Annotated in this window: 18 protein-coding genes; 5 read left to right on the forward strand and 13 right to left on the reverse strand. The window is 56.2% G+C overall.

What is annotated here, in order from left to right; genetic code table 11:
- Nucleotides 1–4: 4 nt before the first annotated feature.
- Nucleotides 5–1,903: a hypothetical protein gene (locus ACTRW9_RS03375; protein ID WP_442428297.1), complete on the forward strand. Its 1,899-nt coding sequence runs from the start codon at nt 5–7 to the stop codon at nt 1,901–1,903.
- On the opposite strand, the gene ACTRW9_RS03380 is transcribed toward ACTRW9_RS03375, so the two are convergent.
- The 10 genes from ACTRW9_RS03380 to ACTRW9_RS03425 form a co-directional block, all read right to left on the reverse strand.
- Nucleotides 1,872–2,540, reverse strand: coding sequence for a lysophospholipid acyltransferase family protein (locus ACTRW9_RS03380; protein ID WP_442426737.1), 669 nt, complete (start codon nt 2,538–2,540; stop codon nt 1,872–1,874). The two genes, ACTRW9_RS03375 and ACTRW9_RS03380, sit on opposite strands and share 32 nt — an antisense overlap.
- Nucleotides 2,541–2,672: 132 nt before the next feature.
- Nucleotides 2,673–3,473, reverse strand: a complete 801-nt coding sequence (locus tag ACTRW9_RS03385) for a hypothetical protein (protein ID WP_442428298.1) — start codon at nt 3,471–3,473, stop codon at nt 2,673–2,675.
- A gap of 2 nt (nt 3,474–3,475) precedes the next feature.
- The gene (locus ACTRW9_RS03390; RefSeq protein WP_442428299.1) at nt 3,476–4,387 is read right to left on the reverse strand and encodes an aspartyl protease family protein; all 912 of its coding nucleotides are present in this window, start codon (nt 4,385–4,387) and stop codon (nt 3,476–3,478) included.
- Nucleotides 4,362–6,827, reverse strand: a complete 2,466-nt coding sequence (locus ACTRW9_RS03395; RefSeq protein ID WP_442428300.1) for a DNA translocase FtsK — start codon at nt 6,825–6,827, stop codon at nt 4,362–4,364. The genes ACTRW9_RS03390 and ACTRW9_RS03395 overlap by 26 nt, the downstream gene beginning before the upstream one ends.
- Nucleotides 6,824–8,488 (reverse strand): L-aspartate oxidase, encoded by a 1,665-nt coding sequence (nadB, locus tag ACTRW9_RS03400; protein ID WP_442428301.1) that lies wholly within the window; start codon nt 8,486–8,488, stop codon nt 6,824–6,826. Before nadB ends, ACTRW9_RS03395 begins: the two co-directional genes overlap by 4 nt.
- A 48-nt stretch (nt 8,489–8,536) precedes the next feature.
- Entirely contained in the window at nt 8,537–10,747 is a 2,211-nt protein-coding gene (locus tag ACTRW9_RS03405; protein ID WP_442428302.1) for a hypothetical protein, read from the reverse strand.
- A gap of 125 nt (nt 10,748–10,872) precedes the next feature.
- A complete protein-coding gene (locus ACTRW9_RS03410; protein WP_442428303.1) occupies nt 10,873–13,152 on the reverse strand; it encodes a YfhO family protein in 2,280 nt (759 codons plus the stop codon).
- 14 nt (nt 13,153–13,166) lie between these two features.
- Nucleotides 13,167–14,903: a hypothetical protein gene (locus tag ACTRW9_RS03415; protein WP_442428304.1), complete on the reverse strand. Its 1,737-nt coding sequence runs from the start codon at nt 14,901–14,903 to the stop codon at nt 13,167–13,169.
- Nucleotides 14,904–15,144: 241 nt separating this feature from the next.
- Nucleotides 15,145–15,504 (reverse strand): prepilin-type N-terminal cleavage/methylation domain-containing protein, encoded by a 360-nt coding sequence (locus tag ACTRW9_RS03420; protein ID WP_005007504.1) that lies wholly within the window; start codon nt 15,502–15,504, stop codon nt 15,145–15,147.
- A 92-nt stretch (nt 15,505–15,596) separates the two neighbouring features.
- A complete protein-coding gene (locus ACTRW9_RS03425; protein ID WP_442428305.1) occupies nt 15,597–15,896 on the reverse strand; it encodes a hypothetical protein in 300 nt (99 codons plus the stop codon).
- A 130-nt stretch (nt 15,897–16,026) separates the two neighbouring features.
- On the opposite strand from ACTRW9_RS03425, the gene nadD reads away from it, so the two are divergent.
- The 4 genes from nadD to ACTRW9_RS03445 are packed head-to-tail and all read left to right on the forward strand — an operon-like array spanning nt 16,027 to nt 18,887.
- Entirely contained in the window at nt 16,027–16,728 is a 702-nt protein-coding gene (gene nadD, locus ACTRW9_RS03430) for a nicotinate-nucleotide adenylyltransferase (protein WP_442428306.1), read from the forward strand.
- Nucleotides 16,728–17,081 carry a ribosome silencing factor gene (gene rsfS / locus ACTRW9_RS03435; protein ID WP_005007501.1) on the forward strand — a complete coding sequence of 118 codons (354 nt, stop codon included), beginning with the start codon at nt 16,728–16,730 and terminating at the stop codon, nt 17,079–17,081. Before nadD ends, rsfS begins: the two co-directional genes overlap by 1 nt.
- A 29-nt stretch (nt 17,082–17,110) precedes the next feature.
- The gene (locus tag ACTRW9_RS03440; protein WP_442428307.1) at nt 17,111–17,515 is read left to right on the forward strand and encodes a TraR/DksA family transcriptional regulator; all 405 of its coding nucleotides are present in this window, start codon (nt 17,111–17,113) and stop codon (nt 17,513–17,515) included.
- Between the two features lie 52 nt (nt 17,516–17,567).
- Complete coding sequence (locus ACTRW9_RS03445; RefSeq protein WP_442428308.1) at nt 17,568–18,887, forward strand: tetratricopeptide repeat protein; 1,320 nt, start codon at nt 17,568–17,570, stop codon at nt 18,885–18,887.
- A gap of 114 nt (nt 18,888–19,001) precedes the next feature.
- Here ACTRW9_RS03445 and ACTRW9_RS03450 read toward each other — a convergent pair whose 3' ends face one another.
- From ACTRW9_RS03450 to ACTRW9_RS03460, 3 genes are all read right to left on the reverse strand, one after another.
- Entirely contained in the window at nt 19,002–19,574 is a 573-nt protein-coding gene (locus ACTRW9_RS03450) for a hypothetical protein (RefSeq protein WP_442426749.1), read from the reverse strand.
- Between the two features lie 221 nt (nt 19,575–19,795).
- Nucleotides 19,796–21,124 (reverse strand): ADP-ribosylglycohydrolase family protein, encoded by a 1,329-nt coding sequence (locus ACTRW9_RS03455; RefSeq protein ID WP_442428309.1) that lies wholly within the window; start codon nt 21,122–21,124, stop codon nt 19,796–19,798.
- A 31-nt stretch (nt 21,125–21,155) separates the two neighbouring features.
- Entirely contained in the window at nt 21,156–21,881 is a 726-nt protein-coding gene (locus ACTRW9_RS03460) for an MBL fold metallo-hydrolase (protein WP_442428310.1), read from the reverse strand.
- Between the last annotated feature and the right edge of the window lie 101 nt (nt 21,882–21,982).

Genomic DNA, 21,982 nt, shown 5'->3' on the forward strand with positions numbered 1-21,982 from the left:
ACCTATGGCCTTCAACCAATCCAGCCCTTCCACCAGACTCATCCAGGTTCAATGGAACGCTCTGGGGCCGTTGCTCATCACACTTTCGTACGTTTTCATGACGTGGGTCAGCTGGCGTCGCTGGCCCGATGTGATCATGGACTTTGGCCAGCAGTTGTATGTCCCCTGGATGCTTTCCGAAGGGCAGGTTCTCTATCGTGACGTTGTGTATTTTCACGGCCCCCTGGCATCGTATATCAACGCCGCCTTATTTACTTTCCTTGGGCCGGGTATGATTCACCTCGCCCTCGCCAACCTGGTTTTGGTTTACGGGTTTTCATTGTTTCTTTTTTACTGGATGAGGCAGATCAGCGACTCCATCTGCGCCACCCTCGCCGGTGTCACTTTTGTTCTGGCCTTCGCTTTTGCCTATTATTGGGGAATGGGGCTGCTGAACTTTATCTGTCCTTATGTTTATGACCTGACCTACGGATTCATGCTGGGGTGCGTCTCCCTTTACCAGTGCGGGCGCTATTTGGAATCCCGCGAACCAGCCCGTCTCCTGGGAGTCGGGCTTTTGCTGGGACTGGTGTTTTTGACCAAAGCTGAAATGTTTGCCGCCGCTTTTTCCGCCGTTGGGATAACCCTTCTCATGGATTTACGCGGGAGGGATGAGCCGGTGCGGACAACCCTCCTGAGGATCGTTCTGGTTGTCGGCCCCATCTTTGTGTTTCCTCTCTTTTTCTTTTTCTATTTTGCTTTCAAAATGCCGATGGAGGAAGCCGCACATCACCTTTTCAGCCAATGGATTCATGGGCTCAACTTGAATATACATTCTCTGTTTTATTACAGATTTGTTTCGGGCACGATGTTTCTGGAGGCCAACCTTCTTAAAATTTCCGTCCATCTTCTGGTATACGCACTCCTGCTGGCATTTCTGATCGGTTTCAATTTGTGGCTGGAGAAACGCGGCAAGAACTCACCCCGTGCGGGGCTGTACTTTGGGCTGGCGGTTGCCACGGGACTGATCCTTTTATATCCGCAGATTCCCTGGCGGCATCTTCCACGGTCCTTTCCGGTCATTCTGGTGATTCTTTGTCTTGGATTGAGCATTTTCCTTATCAAAAACCTCCCTTCCCTCCAGAAAAGAGGACAGCCTCTTTCCTTTTTCATGCTGGGCGTATTTGCCCTGGTCCTCACCCTGAAAGTGTTTTTCAACTTGAATACATCCCATCTGGGATTTGTACTTGCCCTTCCTGCCACGCTGGTCATGGTCACCGGGCTTCTACACTTCCTTCCGAAATTAATAGAATCCGGGAACAAAACCGCCTGGGTTTTTCGTTGCGGAACTTACGGGCTGGTTGCGGTGACGGTACTCATCTGGACCAGCATCTCGTACAACCAATACCAGATCAAAACTTATCCCGTGGGTAGCGGGGCGGACATGATCTATGATTTCCCGCCCAACGCGGTTCGTTTTGACGGAACCCCGCTCGACCGGGCGGAGATCCTAAGCCATGCATTGAGTTTTTTGGAAAAAGAAGTGAAGCACAACGAGACCATTTTATCCCTGCCCGATTCCATGATGATCAACTACCTGCTCCGCCGCCGGTTCCCCACACGCGACACTATCTTCAATCCCCTGGTGTGGATCATTCGTGGCGATCCTGCAATGATCCAACTATTGGAGCATCGCCCCCCCGACTATGTGGTATACGTCAACATCGACTTCACCATTTTTGGAAGCCCCGTTTTTGGAAAAGACTATGCCAGCGGACTAAAGAATTGGATTGAAGCCCGGTACACTCCCATCCGGCAGTTTGGGGGCACACCGTTTCAAAGTAATCGATTTGGAGTTCAAGTTCTCAAACTTAAAGATTCGGAAGGAAACTCTAATATTCGGAAGACGCACCCACTTCAGTGATATGGGAGTTGTTTTCCTGGGGGTTTTTGTGGAACGCCTGATATAAGAGATCGTGGCTCGCCCGGGAAAGCTCCTGCCTTGTTTTTGCAGGCGGGATCGGGGGAAACACACGGACTTTTGCCCGCAATCCCTTGGACTTCAACACCCGGATCATGTGCTCACCCAGAGTTCCCGTCCAACTGGCCACGTAGGGCTCTCCTCCCCCCTCGTAACGGATCAACACCGGAACCACCGGCCTTTTTTCCTGCACTGCCGCCTCAAATGCGGATGGCTTGAACGGATACACATCATCCCCCTTGGTCACACTGCCCTCTGGAAACCAGGCAACATTGAAGCCATCGCGCATGCGCTCCCGGATGCTGTCGATCATGCCCGTCACCTGGTGGCGGCGGCTTCGATCAACAAAAATGGTTTTTCCCAACTGTGCCATCTGCCCCACCACCGGCCAGCCGTTCACCTCCGCTTTGGAAACAAAAAACAATTTGAAGTTGGCCGCCATCAAAAAAATATCCACTGCCCCCACATGATTGGCAACGATCATCGATCCCGGAGGAATATTGAGATCCCCCTCCACGGTATAACTCAGCCCGATAGCAGCACAGGCCCGGCGGCCCCAGAAACGGGCAAACCATCCCACCCACTTGCAATGAGATTTCTGATTATTACGAAACAAGAGCCACAACACGATGGATGTCAAGAAAGAGAGTACGACCACTGAAGTTATCAGGACAAGGCGATATCCCATACGCAGGAAAGGCATAAAATTCCTTTAAAACAGGTTTTTGGAGCGACGTATGCATTTAAACATTTCCATGAACACCAGACGGATAAAACAATCCTTGTACGAAAGCAGTATTCTGGGAAAACGAATCGGGCGGTGCGGTCGCCTCCCAAATCCGTCAAGCAGACATTCACCTATACGATTCCACACCTCCGCCGAACGGACCAACCCAAAATGTACGTGGTCCCATCCCAGGTAGTCGTCCAAAGGGGGAATCAAATGAATGTGAGGGCTTTTATATTCTTTTAAAAAAGCGTTGACCCGCCGCACCCCGTCTATGGCTTCTTCGCGGGAGATGTGGGATTTGGGGTATAAAAAAGTTCGGATGGGATAGTACACGATTGCAGGCACATTTCCCTCAAAATAAACCGGCAGAGTGGTTGCGTAAATTTCCGCATTCAGATTCTCCAACCGCTCAAACAGGTTTTTCATGGTCGCAATCAAGGAGTCTCCATCCATTCCGTATAACAAATCATTCCCAATATCTGTAATCAGGGCAACCACTCGTTTTCCATCCCGGGCCTGTTTTCCCAATCGTTCGAACAACGGACTTTCGGCAATAGGCGGGTAAGAAATGTTGAACATCCCTCCCCAGCAACCATAGCCGCGACCCGGCCCACAGGCCGCATAAATTTTCACCGCTTCCGGCTTCAGATTCCTGGTCAGATAATATGCAAGCGCACTGTAACCCCGGGCCAGGTTGCTGGCTCCGAGCAGTACGCAAACATAAAATTCATTTTCACCAATGAGAGAAATGGAAGGAGAGGGAATTTCGGGGTCGCCATTCATAATCAAGGGAGCTGAACGCGCATGTTCTTTGGATCCATGCGAAATTCCTTAGGAAGGTCCACCCGGGTGGCCCGCTTGTCCAGCGACTGATAAAGTTCTTCATAAAATTGAGACAGCTTATTAAAATTGTTTCTGGCGCGGAAATCATTCTTGTTTCTTTCTGCCATCATTCGATAGCCCAGCATTTTGCTGATATACGCCTCATACCTGCGTTTCCACCATATTGCCGGCTTCCCCCCCCAGGTGGTCTCCCCCTTTTTTCCCAGCGGGTCGAGAATCAACGCATCGTCCGTACTGTCCACCCGGACCTGGAAATCACCAAGAAAGCTCATGCCCAGAAGACCGTCAAACCCTTCCCCCAAAAACGGATTCACATTGGCTTCCACATTTTCCACTTTGGCACTTCCAACCTTAAGAGACCGGAGAAGGAGTAAAGGAGAATCCACCATGCCGCCCCCTGTCTGGACCTGCAGCTTGGGCAAGGCCCCAAGGTTTCGATGCACCTTGCGTCCCAATTCTTCTGAGAGAGTGACGCTGGACGCGCCCGTATCCACAACAAATCTACCCGGTATCCGGCCGTTGATCATCACATCAACAATATAATTTCCGTTTCCGATGGGAGTCAGTGGAACTACGTGGTTTTTCGAGACGGGCTCCGGAACTTTCAGTTTCACAGGATTGGAAGATTCTGGAGGGGCTTCGTAAGTTTGGATTTTCTGTTCTTCCCGGTATTTCAGGGGAATTTTTGAAGGATTGTCGGTAAAGTGCAGTTTGCCTTTATCGTCGCGCCATTTGTAAATCTTGGCAACCGCATCAGGTGGAGAAAGGCTCATGGCCAGCCATCCGGCCAAAGCCAGGACAGTTGCCAGCACGACGCCTGTTCTGGGCTTAATCGAAAGGAATTGGTTTGACATACACTTCCCGGGGTTTGATGCCGTCGGAGGGCCCCACCACACCTTCGCGCTCCATGATCTCAATCATACGCGCCGCTCGGTTGTAGCCCACCCGAAGGCGCCGCTGGAGCATGGAAATCGACGCCTGCTTTTCCTTGGCTACGATCGCCACTGCATCGTCATACAGCTCGTCAAATTCCTCTTCCTCCTCGGCGCGCTGTTTCTCCGCTTCCACCACTTCCTCAAAAACGTCTTCGCGCAACTCCGCTTCCTTCGGCTGGTCCTTGATGAATTTCAGGATGCGGTTGATCTCTTCATCGCTCACCATGCAACCGTGTATGCGCTTGAGCCGCGATGTCCCCGGAGGCAGAAACAGCATGTCTCCCTTACCCAGCAGTTTTTCCGCGCCGACACTGTCCAGAATGGTGCGTGAGTCGACACGCGACGTCACCTGGAACGAAATACGCGCCGGAAAGTTGGCCTTGATGATGCCTGTCAGTACGTCCACCGACGGCCGTTGCGTCGCCACGATCAAATGAATGCCCGCGGCGCGCGCCATCTGGGCCAGGCGCGTCAGCGAATCCTCCACACCCTTCGACGCCACCATCATGAGGTCCGCCAGCTCATCAATGATGATCACGACATAAGGCAGTTTCTGGAGCACCTCCGGTTCGGCTTCCTTTTCGGTTTCCGCATTTTCATCCATATTCTCTTCGAGAAACGTTTCTTCCACCGGGGCCGTTTTCTTTTTCGCTTTTTTATTTTTTCGTTCCTCTTCCTCGCGCTGGCGCTCCAGTTTCGTAACAAGTTCGTTGTAGCCGGTGATGTTGCGCACGCCTTTTTCCGCCATCATCTTGTAGCGTCGCTCCATCTCTGCCACCGCCCACTGCAGGGCCGCCGCGGCCTTTTTCGGATTGGTCACCACCGGCGCTATGAGATGCGGGATACCGTCATACATGGAAAGCTCCAGCATCTTCGGATCAATCATGATCATCTTCACTTCCTCCGGATTGGCATTGAGAAGGAGGCTGATGATCATGGAGTTGATGCCGACAGACTTGCCGGACCCGGTCGAGCCCGCAATCAACAGGTGCGGTACCTGTGCCAGGTCCTGCACCATGGGCACACCAATATTGTCCTTGCCCACCGCCAGGGTGAGCTTCGACGGCGAACTCTGGAACGCGTCCGACTGAATGATCTCTTTTATGGGCACCGTGTCGCGTTTCGGGTTCGGCAGTTCAATCCCCACCACCGACTTTCCGGGTACCGGGGCAAGAATGCGAACACTGGGTGCGCGCATGGCGAGCGCAAGGTCGTCGGTCAAGGACAGGATGCGGCTCACCTTCACCCCTGGCGCGGGTTCGTATTCATAAAGCGTGATCACCGGGCCCGGCAGAACCTGCACCACCTTTCCCGCGATGCCGAAGTCCGAAAGCTTGCGCTCGAGGATGGTTGAATTCAGCATGATCTCTTCGCGCAGTTTTTCCACGTTCTTGATGTGGACGGGCTCGTCCAGAAGATCCACCGGCGGCACACGGTAATCGCCTGTCTCATGCACGAAGGGAAAATCCTCCTGCATCGCGAACGCGGGTTTTTCTTCCGGCTCCTCATTCTTTTTCTTTTTGGAGCGGGTCGGCGATGGCTCCGGCTGTTTGGAGATCGGGGTCATGATTTCATTCGGCACAAAAGCCTCGCTGGACACAATGACCGGCTCACTCAGTTTCGGCCGGTTGTCGCGCATGGTTTTGCGGATCATTTTCAGGAACCGCCATAATCCTTTCGCACCTTCCTGCACCAGCGCAATCAAGGTCCCGCCCAGCGCCAGCAGTTGCGTGCATCCTTTCAGCGCCATGCGGACCGCAAAGCGGAACAGGTTGCCGGTGCCACGAATCATCGTGTCCATCGGCACGCCCACCATTCCCATGATCGCGATGAACATCATCGTTACCAGCACCAGACGCGCGCCCCACGCATTCAGCCACAAGACCAGGTAGGAAGAAATGTATCCTCCCGCCACGCCGCCCGATACGGTAGCATGACCGAAATAAGGATCAGGGTCGAAACTCATGGTGAGCAGGCCGCACAACACCACCCAGAACAGGAAGCCGAAGCTCAACATGGCGGGCCAGCGGGAAAACTCCCTGCCGCGGATGAGCCCCCAGCTCACGATGAACGTGATCAACGGAAACACGAAGGCCCCGGTGCCGAAGGTTTGCACCAAAAGGTCGGCCAGGTACGCACCGACGATCCCACCGTTGTTCTCCACCTCCACCGCCTGGATCACCTGGCTGTGAAGAGACGGGTCCTTCGGGGTGTAAGTGAGCAGCGAATACAGCGCGAAGACGGTGAAGCCGATCAGCATCACGCCGAACACATCGCGCAAGGGGTGCAGGCGCGTGGACGCGGCCGCTTCCTGCGACAGAATTTTCGATTCGGGTTTGTTGTTTTGGGTTCCACTCATGACGGGTTGGCTCGTTTCCGGGTTCGTGTTTGGCTCAACAGACGCTGGGTCGTGTCCTGCAACAACGTCTCCACCGGCAACCGGGTCTCGTCCGGTTCGGGGTAATCCAGGTTGTAATGCAGGCCCCTGCTTTCCTTGCGCTTCAACGCGCCTTCAATGATCAGGCGCGCGGTGATGGCGATGTTGCGCAACTCCAGCGTGTCCCTGGTGATATTGAAACTCCAGTAATATTCCTGAATCTCCTCCAGCAACATGGAGATGCGGCGGTGCGCCCGGTGCAGGCGCTTGTCCGTGCGCACGATGCCCACGTAGTTCCACATGAGGCGGCGGATTTCATCCCAGTTGTGCGACACCACGACCGACTCGTCGCTCTCAACGGCGTCGCCCGGGTCCCACTCCGGAATCTCTTCCTGCAACGCGTTCCTCTCCTGCGACTCCGCAAGCAACTCCCGCGCCTTGAAAACCGCACGGTGCGACAGCACCAGCCCTTCCAGCAACGAATTGCTCGCCAGCCGGTTGGCCCCGTGCAGGCCGGAATACCCGACCTCGCCCGAGACGAACAGGCGGCGGATGTTGGTCTGGCCGTTGAGGTCGGCGATCACCCCGCCGCACATGTAATGCGCCGCCGGAACCACCGGCAGGGGTTCGCGCGTCATGTCGAACCCGAAATCCATGCAGGTCTTGTAAATGTTCGGGAACCGTTCGCGCGTCAGGTAACCCTCGAGATGCGTCACATCGAGGTACACACAGTCGTCGCCGCTCTTTTTCATTTCGTAGTCGATGGCGCGCGCCACCACATCGCGTGGCGCAAGGCATCCAAGCGGGTGGTACTTTTCCATGAAAGTCTCACCGTTCTTGAGGCGCAGGATGCCGCCTTCCCCGCGCACCGCCTCGGAAATCAAAAACGATTTCGCCTGCGGGTGAAACAGGCACGTGGGGTGGAACTGGAAGAACTCCATGTTGGCGACCTTCGCCCCCGCGCGGTAGGCCACCGCCACCCCGTCGCCGGTCGCCGTATCCGGGTTGGAAGTGTAGAGATACACCTTCCCCGCCCCGCCGGTGGCAAGCAGAACACCCTTGCCGAGAAACGTATTCACCTCGCCCGTGTGCTCGTTGAGAGCGTACAGACCCAGCGCTTCGTCCTCCGCGCTGCCGGGGTTGACGGACGCGTCCAGGTTGGCACGGGTGATCAGGTCCACCGCCATGTGGTAGGTATAGACGTCGATGTTCTTCCGGCCCTTGATGGCCTCGATCAGCGTACGCTCGATTTCCCAGCCGGTCATGTCATCGGCGTGCAGGATACGGTGCTTGGAGTGGCCGCCTTCACGCGTGAGATGATAGGCATCTTCCGGCGTGCGGGTGAAACGCGCACCCAGGTTCACCAGTTCGCGCACCAAAGTGGGACCTTCCTGCACGATGCAGCGCACCACGTCCTTGCGGCACAGGCCGCGCCCCGCTTCCAGCGTGTCGGCGACGTGCAGGTCAACCGAGTCATCCGCCGCCATGACGGACGCAATGCCGCCCTGCGCGTACTTGGTCGCCGATTCGTCCAGCGCGTCCTTGGTGATGAGCGCCACCGAACCGAACTCGGAAATTTTGAGGGCGAAAGTGAGCCCGGCAAGGCCACTGCCCACGACGATGAAATCGCGCGTGATTCTCATGGAGAAATTGTACCGCCAAAACCCCGAAAAATCAATAAGATGTTGATTTTACAGTGGCTTTTGGACTTGTGGCTGGGTTGAAACCGACCGGTTCCGGCGGCGCAGCCAGAGTGCCCCCAGAACGAGGATTGCTGTGGAAACGGCGCTGACGACGAGTCCCTCCCGCCACCCGGCGGGCGTGAACGTGAATTCGACCCGGTGCGGCCCCGGGCCCAGCGGCACGGCGCGGTAAAACCGGTTCGCTCGAATCACGATTCCCGGTTCGCCGTCGACCGTCACCAACCAGCCGGGCATCCACGAATCGAGCAGGACCAGGTAACCGTTGCCCGTCTGCTGGGTGCGCACGGTTACGCGGTTGGGGGCATACTTCAGGGACTTCACCCAGCCGGTGGAGGCCGGAACGTTTTTCAGCGGAGGCGCCTGGGTCAACAGCACCTCACGCAACGGATCGAATCCCGGGTCGTAATAAAGACCCAGCAAACGTTCATCCGACACCTGCCGGGCACGCGGCACCCAGAAGGCACGCGGCAGGGAGTCATCGAACACGTGCAGACGGTCCGGCAGAATCAGCGGAATGCCATCGACGTATGCCGTGAGCCGATCGACGTCGATCCAGTACTTCACGTTGCTGCGCTTGAGAATGCGGAACCGTGTTTCCGGTTTGGCGTGCAGGAGCGCCCGGTACCACAGGAAGTGGTCCTTCAGTCCCATCGCCAGTCCCGGCATGCCGTCGGCGTACTGCATGCCATACACGGTGCCGAGAAACGGGTACATGTATTCCTTCATGGCAATGAGCGCCGCGAGACGGGTGGGTCCGTTGGGCAGGCGGAACCGGTCCGGGTTTTCCATCACCCGCCCCGAATACAGTCGGTACGGTTCCGGATCGGACTGGATGGTGGAAGCCATCACCGGTTGGTTCAAATAATATTCTTTGTCGATCAGCGGGAAGAGGCCGAAATTTCGCACTACCAGATCGAGGAACAGCGAACCAAGAAAAACCGCCCTGAACAACCCGATGCCGATCTTGCGAAAATAGAACAGCGTGTGCGTGATGCCAAAGGCGAACAGGATGAGCAGGGAGGGCGCTGCATCCCGCACCTCCGGCGCCAGCGCCGTATTGACCACTGCCGCGGCAGCGATCAGCACCGCGCCGGGAACGAATTTTTCACCCAGGCTGCGTTTCGTGGTGGCGGCCACCAGCCGGTCCCAGACCAGCCCCACCAGAAACACCGAAGCCATGGCGGAAACATAAAAATACTTTTCCGGGTAACGGAACCGGTCCAGGCCCGGCACCCCTTGATACACCCACGCGTACAACGGGTTGTATTTGCCGAAAGCGAGAAACAGTCCCACCGCAAACATCACCAGCCAGAACAAGACGCGCCTGTCCCGCCAGAACCCAATGCCCACCACGATGAACACGGGTGCGAAGACACCCAGGTACACGCTTTCCAGAAACCCGCTCTGCTCCACGGGAATCACGTTCCGGGTCATGTTCGCCTGCGCCGCGTGCGGAAGGAAAAACGTCTCGAACGTGGCCGGACTCAGGGACCATTCGGTGTGAAAGGTGTAATCGATGCCGTCGGTGCGGTGGCTGTGCTGCATCAACTGGTACGTCGGCAGAAGCTGGACGGCAATGATACCAAGCCCCAAAATCACCGCCAGCAACAGCATGCCCACGTGCCTTAAAGCCGGCAGATGCCGTCCGGAACCGGGATGTTCCCGTTCTGCGGGCACAAATAACGTCCACAATCCCAAAAGACCGCAGGTGAAAATGTTGATTTCCGGGCAGGCGGCCAGCGTCTGGCAGGCAACCAGAAACGCAGTGAGCACAAACCAGCGCGCCCGGCACGTGGCACGAAATTTTTCGAATGCCCAGAACAGAATGGGCAACCACACCGCCCCGAGAAACAGGTTGCTCAGATAGGTCGAAGAAAAAATGAATCCGCTGAGCGCCGCAGTCCACGCCGATGCCACGGCACCCGTCCGCGAGACCCCCCACCGGCGCAGCAGCAGGTACGTCCCCACGGCCAGTATGACGAAATGGAAAATGTAGTACAGATTGAGGGCGATGGAAAAATCTTCAATAAAGAAAAAAAGGCTGGGTGGATAGAACACCCCCGGATGCAATTCCGCAAAGTAGGGTGTGCCCATGTGTACGTTGGGATTCCAGAACGGAAGCGTTCCCTGCTGGTACGCCTGATGCAAGTGATGCTTGACGGGATAGGTCACCAGGGTGAAGTCGCGGTCGAACGGCATCTTCCCCTGAAACAACATGGGCCAGAAAAAAAGCAGCAGCCCGCCCCCGAGCAACAACAACCCGAGACCGCTTTGTATCCGGGACAGGAGTGATGAGTTTGGAGTCGTCATCGAACCCTTTGGGCTCAGGAAGTTTTAAGGGAATCCCACCGGTTGACCGGAAGGCGTGCAAATGCCCGCACCAGCAAAACCGCAAGGGAAATCACAATCATGAGAAAGGTAACGGCCTGTCCTGCAACCAACCCTTCAGGTACGTACTTGAATTGCAGAAGATGCATGCCCGATTCCAATGGCACCGCCCGAAAGAAATGGTAGGCGCGGAGAAGGGGTGCGGGTTTGCCATCCACGTGCACCGTCCAGCCGGGAAAGTACGAATCGAGCAGGACCAGGAACCCGTTGCCCTCCTGCCGTGTGCGTACGGTGACGTGGTTGGGTGAATACTCGATCGACTGCACCGTGCCGTCGAATCGTTCCGACGGCTGAAAATCCACCGGCCGGTCGAGCAGAACTTCCTTGCGTGGATCGAAGTCTTTCGCGAAAAACGTGTTGATGAGTTTGATTTCCGGCCCCTGCCGCATGGCAGGCACGAGAAAGGCGCGCGGCAGGGCATTTTGAAATTCACGGACGGAATCCGAACCAAAACGGCGTGACCGGCTTTCCGGTCCGAACAGGTCCCCTCCGGCGACCCAGTAGCGCACGTTGCTCCGCTCCAGCATGCGTTGCTTCTTTTCCATGGAAGACTTTCGGAACATCTGCGTCCACAACCACACGTTCTCCAGTTCGATGGCCATCAATCCATCAGCGTATTGCAGGCCGAACACGGTACCGAGATTGGGACTGGCGGTTTCTTTTTCGAGGATATGGCTCAATACAAGGTTGGGTGCCTGCGGGAACAGGTTCTTGGAACGGAACCGTTCGCGGTCCAGAGCCCCGGTGTACACCCGGTAAAGAGGCGGCGGCTCCGGCAGACCCGCCATCACTTCGGGCGGTTGAGTGACGAGCTTTTTGTCGATAAAAGGCACCAGCCGGCTGTGTGCCGTCCATAAGTCGATGAACACCACGAGCACCAGCAAAGCCCGGCCCCAGCGCGGTTCCATGCGCCCCGTAAACACCATCACCGCAAGTGCCACCACCGCCGCAAACACGCCTGCGGAAAGAACAGTGCGGTCGTCGTTCGCATACACCGCCACAGAGGCAAGCACCGTGCCGAAGATCACACAGGCAAGGATGAAAGGAGACAAGCGATGGCGCGCCCTGGCCTGGAACAGGTGATCGATGAAATACCCGGTCAGGAACGTCATCGCGAACGCGGAGAAAAAGAAAAATTTCTCCGGGTAGCGGAACATCTGCAGAAGCGGATTGAAAGGCAACAGTTGTGTGTAAACCGGATTGTTTCCGCCCAGAGCAAAGAAAAGTCCCGTGAAAAACACGGCCGTCCAGAAAATCACTTCCCGTCGGCGGACCAGGACCGCCGCCGACACCAGGGCCAGAGCCGGGATGACACCCATGTACACCGAGGGAAAGTACGGCACCGCGTCCAGCGACGATGCCGTCATGAACGTGTCGAAATCCCGCGCGGCGAAAAGGTGACGCAGGGTTTCCGGTTCCAGCGACCACTTCGTGTTGAACGCCGGGTCCAGGTCCCACGCGCGAACGGATCGCTGAATGACGCGATACGTTGGAACCAGTTGAAACGCCGTGAGCGCAATCGCCGTCAATGACAATCCCGCCACCGTCAGCGTGGGACGTTTCCAGTGCGTGCCACGCCCGGGAGTGATGAAGACGCAGGCGAAATACACCATCAGTGTGGACATCACGCAACTTTCCGGACTGCCGCCCAGGATCTGCATAACCACAAAAATCACCGCCGCCGTCAGCCATCCCCAGTGCGGCCGCATAAGGTATTTCTGCACCGCCAGCAGAACCAGCGGCGTCCATACGGTGGACACCAGCTGATTGCCCAGGGAAACGATGGAAAGGAAGTAGCCACCCAGTCCCGCCACAAACGCCGAGGCCGTGGCGGCCGCCGCCGACATCCCCCAGAAGCGCATCAACGCGTACACGGAAAACACCAGAACAGCGTGGTGCGCCACGACGAACAGGTTGAACCCGTAAGGAAAGTCACCCGTGAACAACAGAATATTCAGCGGGTATGCGGCGTTGGGATGCAACAGCGGAAAGAATGGCACGCCGTTGAAGATGGTGGGATTCCAGTAGGGCATGGCGCCCTGCAGATGGGTGTGCCATTGGAACCATTTCTCAGCCAACCCAAATTTCATCACATCGCGAAAAAAAAACGTATGGCCCAGGGACAGCACCGGCAGGAAATACCAGACCATCACGCCCGCAAGCAGCAGGAGGGGCAGGGCGTGTCTCCGGAACCCTTCGTTATTTTTATCGTCCATGCAATGAGTCCCCTTCAATCACTTTGCAGAAGCCGCTTGCCGCATTGCTTCAACAATTCAGGTTTTCGAGGAGCGATGCGTTGTTCAATACGTTGGTCCAGCCGCGAGAACGCATGCCACATGGGTTCCGTTCGCCCTTCTGCACGCAAGCGAAAGACGGAATGCAAAAGAGCGCGTTCCTCCCCGGTCAAACGTTCGGTCAAAGCCCGCCTGCGTTGCCTTGCCGCCTGCAGCCGGTTCTGTTCGATGTCGAGTGCGACAAGGCGCAAACTCGGGATGGGGTAATGCGGGCAGGCCCGCGCCAGCCGATCGAGTACGTCCCGGGCGGATTCAAGCCGGTTGACGGTGACGTAGGCTTTCGCCACGTCCATCCACAACCCGGGATCCGGTTCTGCCGACAGGTTCACCTGTGCGTATTCCAGAACCGCCTTGTCCCACTGCCCTTCGAACCCATAAGCCCGCGCCATGAGGACGTGTTGGCGGTCTGCGTCCATATCCGTCTTTTTCGTGACGTCCGACCAAAGGGTGACGCTGTTTTGCCACACCGGGACGCGTTCCACGGTCAACGCGCCGTACAGCACCACCACCATTATAATGCCTGCCAGACGCAACCGCACCACAGGGATGCGAAGCAGAATGGACGCCGCAATCAAACAGAAGCCGATGGACGGCAGATACAGGTAGCGGTCGGCCAGATAAATGGTGCGCGGCATGATGTTGGTGTACGGCAGGAGTCCGGCAAAAAACACCACCGCCCCCCACACTTCCGGGCCATACCGCCGGGCCCGGTCGGCGTCCACAACGCACCGTTTGATTTCCACCAGCATCCAACCGACCAGAAACAGCAACCCGGGAATGAACAACACCAGAGTCAATGGATCGAAACGGTCTTTCACTTCGATCAGGTACAGGGCGCACAGGTTCACCGGGAAAAGAATGATTTTAATAAAAGAAGCATACAAATCGAAAAACAGGCTGACGTGCTGAAGGGGTGTGAAGTGGATGGTTTCCTTGACGGCGATGCCGACGGTCATCGAGTACGTCGCGGCAACGAAAACCAGAACCGCACCCCATGCGACGGTTTGAAACCCGACGATGCGTTTCCGGGGAAACGGACGGCGCCCAAAAAGCAGATCCGCAAACAGGATCATCCCGGGGACCACCGCCACCGTCGGCTTGGTCATCATGCCCAGCATCAAAAAGACAATCGATCCCGCAGCGCAAACCGCATACTTCCGGGCGCCCTTCCCTGCCCCGATCCAGTAAACCAGCATGGATAGCAGCGCCAGGAAAAGGGACAGCGTGTCCTTGCGGCTGGTGGCCCACGCCACCGACTCCACGTGCACCGGATGGACTGCGAACAAAAGTCCTGTCACCCACGCCAGGTCGTGGCGTTTCGTCATGGCCCTCACCAGGTGAAATACCAGAAGCGAATTGACCGTGTGAAGGAGCACATTGCCGAAGTGAAACCCGGCTGGATTCATGCCCCACAGCTGGTAATCGAGGACGTACGAAAGAACATAAACGGGATCGTAATATCCCGCTGTCGCCTGACTGAAGGCCTGCGGAATGAAGTTCCAGTCCCAGGGCGTGTTGATGAAGGGATTTTTCAGGATGCGCTCGTCGATGTCGTCGTAGTTGACGAACCCGTTGCGAAGTGAATGGATGTAAACCAGGAAACTGAGCAACGCCACGGTGAAGGGAGCGCGGTCTTTGGAATGTTTGGAGGCGTCGTTTGGAGTGGTGGGCACCAGTCGATTCTCGTTTAGAAGGAGCCGGCGGCCGAACCGCCAACGGTAAACGAAGTCATACTTCCCATGCTATTGGACTCCCTTACCGGTCGCATGTCAATCCTGCCTGTGTACCGGTATTCAGACGCAGGCCTGCAGGCAGTGTCCGGGCGAAAAAAAACTCCCACCCCGGATTCCGGGGTGGGAGCGTGCTGGTGAGTTTGGTTCAACACAAACCCGTGTGTCTTACGACACCCATGGATTAGTTGATGTTGCCGTTCGCATCCATGGTGTAGCTGGTCGTGCTGTCCAGATGCTGAGCCGTAGCGGCAAAGCCGGTTTCGTTACCGGAACCCTGGATGCTGACACGGGTGGACTGAACATAACCGTATTCCGCAGCGGTAACGGTGGCTACGTTACACGCCTGGGAAGAACCCTGCTCGGCCCAGTAAGCTTTACAACCCAGGTACAGGTTGTGCAGGTTGGACTTGGAGTCCGAATTGTAGGCACGAGCTTTGTACTGGTTGAACTGAGGAATCGCGATCGCCGCCAGGATACCGATGATGGCGATTACGATCAGCAGCTCGATCAAGGTAAAACCTTTTTCGTTTCGACTAATCATTACTTCTCCTCCTGATGAGAGTTAACAGTTTCTGGAACAAAACCTGACTTCTGGGATACTCGTCGTATTCGTTTGCCCACGTAGGTTGCAAGCTATATGCCGAAAACACCCAAATTCTGACTTAATTTTAATAATTCGTTTAATAACAACAATTTAAAAAATAAGAGGGCCATTTGTCCAATAAAAATCGCACTGCTTTCCCTCCCAAAAAAGACAATTATTGTCACCCCCGGAGACAAAAATTGTGAAAACCCTTTTGATTTTAAAGGTTGCGGCTCCTCTTCATTGGAATGCGGTGCCATTCCTTTACTATAGCCCCCGGCTGGAAGAACAGGCCGGGTGAACTTAACCCCAATCCGGCGTGCAGGGAATTGGCCAGAAGAACCGGGCATTTATCCCTTTTCGACGCTTGCGTTTTTTTCTTAAATAAAAGAAATCAAACCGATAAGATGGCGGTATTGGCAGGGACCGCAGGCAGCGGCACCTTCCTCTGTCCGGCATCCATTTTCCCGACTCGATTTCATGACCACACCATCCCACGAACAAATCGGAATATTGGGCGGCAGTTTCGATCCCGTCCACAACGGCCATCTGGGCCTGGCGCGCGAGGCGCGGGCCGCCTTTTCCCTGGACCGTGTGCTGTTCATTCCCGCAGCCACTCCCCCGCATAAACGAGACCGGGAGATCACGCCCACGCACCACCGTCTGGAGATGCTCCGCCGCGCACTGGAGGATGAAAACGGATTCGAAATTTCGGAAATTGAAATCGAAAGAGGGGGAGTGTCTTACACGCTGGACACGTTGGAAGGGTTGCAAAGTCGATGGCCCGACGCCGAGCTTTCCTTAATAATGGGCGCCGACACGTTTCGCGATTTTTCAACCTGGAAGCAGTATGACCGCGTGTTGAAAGCGAGTCACGTCCTGGTGGCGTCCCGCCCCGGCCACACGCTCGACGAAGCCGCCGAAGACATGAAAACCCTGATCTCCGACCTGCCGTTTTCCTACCGGCCGGAGGATTCCGACGACACACGGCGGACGTATTTCTGCAGGGAAACCGGACGCCGCATCGCACTCTTTCCAATCCCTCCGGAAGCCGTATCCTCAACGGAAATCCGGGATGCATTGAGGCGGGGTGACGCGGTCAAAAAGATGTTGCCACCTGCCGTTGCAGGGTATATCATGGCCCATCTTTTATACCAAGCACACCCCCATCCGATGTCTTGATGAGAGAGTCTTTAAGCGAACTCCAACAATTGGTGGTTGACGCGGCCACCGAAAAAAAAGCTTCCAATATCATTCTTCTGGATCTGAGAAACCGCACGGACCTGACGGATTATTTCCTGATATGCAGTGGGAATTCCAAAGTCCAGGTTCAGGCCATCGCGGACAACATCCTCGAAAAAACCTCCGGCACTCCCTACGACGCGGTCGCACAGGAAGGGTACCAGCAGGGCAACTGGGTGATCCTCGATCTTGGAGACATGATAGTTCATATATTTTTGCAGGAAGTCCGGACGCATTTCGACCTGGAGCGGCTTTGGGGAGATGTCCCCGTGATTGCAGCGATGAGCGAATGAACGAGTGAACGTGAGGAGATTCCGGAACCATGGACAAGAAGAAAGTTTCCGAGCTGAAGTCCCAGTTGATTCAGATCCGATCAGAAATTCTGGGAGACTTGGAAAAGAACATAAAATCCAGCCAGGATGAAGAATTCACCAAGCTTGTCTCGGATGTGTCCGACGACGCGGCGCGTTCCTCCTCCCGGCAGATGCTGCTCAACCTGGGTGAGCAGGAACGGCAAAAACTGAAACTGGTGGAAGAGGCGCTCCAAAAAATCACCACGGGTGAATACGGGGTGTGCTCGGAATGTGAGGGTAAAATTCCCGAGGCCCGTCTTCAGGTGGTGCCGTTCACGCGGTATTGTGTAAAATGCCTGGAAAAACTGGAACAGGAAGAAAAGCTCAACAGGCGCATGGAATCCTTCGGAGACGATCCGGGATCCATTTCCTGAATTCCGCGACACAAACTGTTTGATCAACCATTTCACAACCTGAATACGCGACGTGACCTTAAAACTGATCTCAACCCTGATCGTTTTTGTCCTGCTGATTGTTTACTTCACGTTTCTCAATCCCAGCGACGTCGAGGTTTATTTCACCCAGCACTTTTCCCTGAAAATGCCCATTGTGGTGTTCATGCTGGGGTCGATCCTGGTCGGAGTGGTGTGCACGGCACTGGCGACGGGGCTCCAGCAGTTCCGCAACTCGCTTCGACAGTACGGCAGTAAGCGGGTGGTCCGGAAACAGGAAAAACTGCACCGCAAATGGGAAGAGCTGTTCCAGAAAGCGATCAACGAGATCACCAGTGGCCAGCGGGCCAAAGGCATCGCCCTGTTGGAAAAAATTCTCAATCAGGCGCCGGAACATTTTGAAGCGCTCGCTCATCTGGGTGATCAATTGCGGGAGGAAGGCGACCCCGAACGCGCTGTCACCATGCACCAACGGGCGATCAAGCTGGACCCGGACAACCTGCCGGTCCGGTTCGCGCTGGCCAGGGACTACGCTGCTCTGGGCCACGTTGAAAATGAAATCGCCACCCTGAAGGAAATCCGCAGCCGCAATCCCAACTCCCTTCCCACCCTGCGTCAGTTGCGGGATGCGTTTTTGAAAGCGGGCAATCCGGACCAGGCGTACCAGATGCAGAAAGCGGTCATGCCCCTCATCCACGACGCCGGCGAGCTCGCGCAGGAACAGGAGCTGTTCAGCCAGATCACGTATTCGAAGGGATACCAGCTTTACCAGGAAAAGAAAATCGAGCCGGCGATTGTGGAACTCAAGCGCGCGCTTCGCGAGAACAACCGGTGTCTTCCCGCTTACCTCACCCTTGGCCAGCTTTACCTGGAAAACAGCAACCCCAAAACCGCGATCAAATTCTGGAAGGACGGGTTCGACATCACCCAGTCACCCATTTTCCTGATCCGCCTGCAGAACCTCTACGAAGACATAAACAAAGTCCATGACAGCTACAAGCTGTACCAGGAGGCGATCAGTAAAGCTTCCAGTGACCCCCGGCGTGAACTGTTTTCCATGCTCTACGTGCACCATCTCTTCCACCACGAAGAAAAAGACACGGCCATGGAAGTGCTCAACAATATCGAACATCCCTCGCTGTCCACACAGATGTACAAGATCAAAGCCCTTCTGGATCGTAACGATTATGCGCAGGTGGACGAGATCATGCACGCCACCCACAACCGCCTCTCCACCGCCATCGAACAGTACATCTGCTCGGCCTGCCACCACAAAGGGAATGCCTGGTATGCATTTTGTCCGGAATGCCATGCCTGGAACACCCTGCAGTTGCAGGTGGAAATCTCCCTTTAATTCCAGGTTTCAGGCCAAAAAAAAACATGGGTCCGAAGACCCATGTTTCTCCTCCTCCAAGTAAGCTTGCGGCATTGCGCCGGTGCTGCGAGAATTTTTGTTCCGCCCGACCGCTTAAGGGTTCATCAACCGCGCATCGAGCAGACGCGTATTCTTGGAATACGTTTTCGCCGACAAAAGAATCCGGTCGCTGAAGAGAAAATACAGACCCTCATCCGGATACCGCGCCACCTGGGCCGTCAGCGATGCCGGCACCCCGTAACTCGCCACCACGTCCTCGAATTTCGCACCGAGGCGGATTTCTCCCTGGCTGAACGCGCCTTTGAAATTCGGGCCGATCTCAATGGCTTCCACCACCTTGCCCTCAGTCAATGCACGGATCACGAGATCATGATTGGGATAGGTGATCTCGATATTGTCCAGACCCGGATCCGTACCGCGATTGATCTTGATGAATTCGGGAATGCCGAGAAGGTCGACAGCTGCCTGCAGGGGCATGTCCACCGACAGGTTTTTGCCCACCACGATGTCCGCCGGTTGGGTTTCACCGGGGCGCGGCGCACACTCCTGTTTCTGTTCCTGCACCGGCGCCGGTGCCGGGGCAGGCTTGGGCGCGTCCTGCGCAAATACCGGATGCGCCGCAAAAACGAGGCTCATGACCAGCAAAAAATAGTTTCCGGATTTCACAACTCTCTCCTACAAAAGTGGACCCGTTAATCTTGTCAAATCCTGCACCCTTCAGATTGGAACCGGCCCCGGTCCCCCTCATAACAGTTTATCTATCAATGGATTATGACAAACATTATAGCCGATTTTCACATTCAGGTTAAGCGGATAATTGAATTTTCCTGCAAAAAATCAATGACTTCCCCCAAAACTGCCAATTTTACGGGCTATTTGGGCAAATTTTAATCCGGAAACTCCGGTTTGCGTCGCCGGTCCCGCTTCTTTTTGGCCTTGTCCCGTTCGAATTGCCGCCACTTGTAAGGGTCCTCTTTCAGTTGACTGATGGTATCGCGCGACTCTTCTTCCAGCCACAGATCATCGAGGGGCGTCGATTTCTTCGCCGCTTTCTTCGTTTCCTTCGGCAAAAATTTTTTTCGCTCCTCGGCTTCCTTGTTGGTGAGGCCGAGTTCCATCGCAATGAGGTCCTTGTCACTTTTCAGATTCTTCCGGCGTGCCAGCGCTTCTCCGCGCGTCTTGATCTCTTTCGCATTGACCAGCCCGCTCCGCCATGCATCGGGAATCGCATCCAACCCGTAAAGCGCTCCGGCCCAGGCGCCGACCAGCCCGCCCAGCTTGTCGGCTTCGCGTCCATGATTGAGTGTGGCGGTGAGCAGCGCATCGAAACCACCTGTCCCTTCCACCAGCATCAGCAACCCAAACGGCAGCAGGGTGAGTGCATGCCCCTGCGTCGGGTGCACGATGTCCAAACCGGTGAAGTGCGACGCATTCTTCGCGATCCACTTGCCCAGAGCATCGCGTTGCCCCGGCTCGTACCGCGTTTCCAGTTCGCGAAACGTTTTGCTGAACGCCTGCGGATCTTTCTCCACCGCATGCCAGACATCACCGTGCTCCGTCTGCAGGGTCGTTTCCACTTCCCCGCAAAACGCCGCCGCGTCGCCAAACAGGTGCTGCAACCCACCGGGCTGGGCAGCCGGTTCAAGGTCCAGGCAGCGGGTCACCAGAAACCCGGTCAGCGCGGTGCCGACGATCTCCCATGGATGCCGGCTGAACAGCCGCGCCGCTTCCACGCACTGACTGCGGAAGGTGACGGAATTGCGTTTCATGTACACGGCGACCGGCACGGCCACGGAGAACGTCGAGCCGAAGGCATAGGGTTCACCCGACTTCGCCACGGCTGTGCGATTGGGAAACGATTCGACGGTCTTGTAAAAGCACCCTTCCGGCCGGCGGAACACGCCGAAGTAGCCTTCGGGTCCGTTCGCCCCCATGCGCATCAACACATCGGCGACTGCTTCCGGCTGCGGTTTTTTCGTGGTCAGCAAAACCTCGCTCACCGCCAGCGCCGCCTGCGTCTGCACACCGTACAGACCCCTCATGCGGTACCGCTTCACACCCTTCCCAATGTGAGGTTTCACATCGTGATAGGCATCGACGGTTTTGAAATACTGCTTGACCGTTTCGGGTTTGAGGCCCTTCACCGACTGGCCGAGTGCGTCGCCGACGGCCATGCCGTACCAGCTGCCGAGGGCTTTGTCGTCGGAGGCGCTCATGAGGCGGGCTTCATGGAAACGGGAATGGGAATTACCGGATGGCAAACAGGGGGGTGGGCCGATCCTGCCGGGCCACCTCCACCGGCACCGGTGAAGCGGCGAGCGCACGGTGCGCGTGATTCAACGCCAGCTCCGGCCGGTTGTTTTTTTCGCTCAGATGCATCAACACCACCTTCTGAAGATTGGGGTGATTGAGAGCACTCAACATTTCGGCGCAGGTCTGGTTGGAAAGATGACCCGTATCGCTGGCGACGCGTTTTTTGAGCGGCCACGGGTACGATCCGTTGATCAGCATGTCGGGATCGTGATTGGCCTCGATCAGCAACACGTCCACCCCTTTCAATCGCGCCTCGACGGTGGGCGTGGAGGAACCGAGATCGGTGGCTTGACCCAGCTTCACCGATCCGCACCGGACGACGTAGGCCACCGACTCCGCGGCGTCGTGCGGCGTGGGGAACGACTCGATGCAGAGATCGCCCACCGCCACCTCATCCTCGCGACCGATACACTGCGCCTTGTCAAACGGATCGTGGTGCCGCCGTGCCGCGTCGAACGTGCCTTGGGTCGCGTATACGGGAATGCCGTGTTTGTTGAGCAACAACTTCATACCGCGGATGTGGTCGGAATGCTCGTGCGTGATGAAAACGGCATCGAGGTCGGTGACGTTGCGTTGGACCGCCGCCATGCGCAGCTTGAGTTCGCGCAGGGACAGGCCGTTGTCGATGAGGATGCGCGCGCGGTCGCTTTCGACAAACAACGCGTTGCCCTTGCTGCCGCTGGATAAAACGGAAAATTTTAGAATAACCCTCTCCTCCCCTTTTCGGACACCGTCCGGGAAACGCGTGGATTCGTCACCCC

The organism is Nitrospina sp. 32_T5, assembly GCF_052156635.1.
Taxonomy (GTDB): Bacteria; Nitrospinota; Nitrospinia; order Nitrospinales; family Nitrospinaceae; genus Nitrospina.

What these genes read in the sequence shown, in the direction of transcription:
- ACTRW9_RS03375 (WP_442428297.1), top strand. Translation starts at nt 5, where the DNA reads ATGGCCTTCAACCAATCCAGCCCTTCCACCAGACTCATCCAGGTTCAA.
- ACTRW9_RS03385 (WP_442428298.1), bottom strand. Translation starts at nt 3,473, where the DNA reads ATGAATGGCGACCCCGAAATTCCCTCTCCTTCCATTTCTCTCATTGGT.
- ACTRW9_RS03390 (WP_442428299.1), bottom strand. Translation starts at nt 4,387, where the DNA reads ATGTCAAACCAATTCCTTTCGATTAAGCCCAGAACAGGCGTCGTGCTG.
- ACTRW9_RS03395 (WP_442428300.1), bottom strand. Translation starts at nt 6,827, where the DNA reads ATGAGTGGAACCCAAAACAACAAACCCGAATCGAAAATTCTGTCGCAG.
- nadB (WP_442428301.1), bottom strand. Translation starts at nt 8,488, where the DNA reads ATGAGAATCACGCGCGATTTCATCGTCGTGGGCAGTGGCCTTGCCGGG.
- ACTRW9_RS03405 (WP_442428302.1), bottom strand. Translation starts at nt 10,747, where the DNA reads ATGCCGTTCGACCGCGACTTCACCCTGGTGACCTATCCCGTCAAGCAT.
- ACTRW9_RS03410 (WP_442428303.1), bottom strand. Translation starts at nt 13,152, where the DNA reads ATGGACGATAAAAATAACGAAGGGTTCCGGAGACACGCCCTGCCCCTC.
- ACTRW9_RS03420 (WP_005007504.1), bottom strand. Translation starts at nt 15,504, where the DNA reads ATGATTAGTCGAAACGAAAAAGGTTTTACCTTGATCGAGCTGCTGATC.
- ACTRW9_RS03425 (WP_442428305.1), bottom strand. Translation starts at nt 15,896, where the DNA reads ATGCCCGGTTCTTCTGGCCAATTCCCTGCACGCCGGATTGGGGTTAAG.
- nadD (WP_442428306.1), top strand. Translation starts at nt 16,027, where the DNA reads ATGACCACACCATCCCACGAACAAATCGGAATATTGGGCGGCAGTTTC.
- rsfS (WP_005007501.1), top strand. Translation starts at nt 16,728, where the DNA reads ATGAGAGAGTCTTTAAGCGAACTCCAACAATTGGTGGTTGACGCGGCC.
- ACTRW9_RS03440 (WP_442428307.1), top strand. Translation starts at nt 17,111, where the DNA reads ATGGACAAGAAGAAAGTTTCCGAGCTGAAGTCCCAGTTGATTCAGATC.
- ACTRW9_RS03455 (WP_442428309.1), bottom strand. Translation starts at nt 21,124, where the DNA reads ATGAGCGCCTCCGACGACAAAGCCCTCGGCAGCTGGTACGGCATGGCC.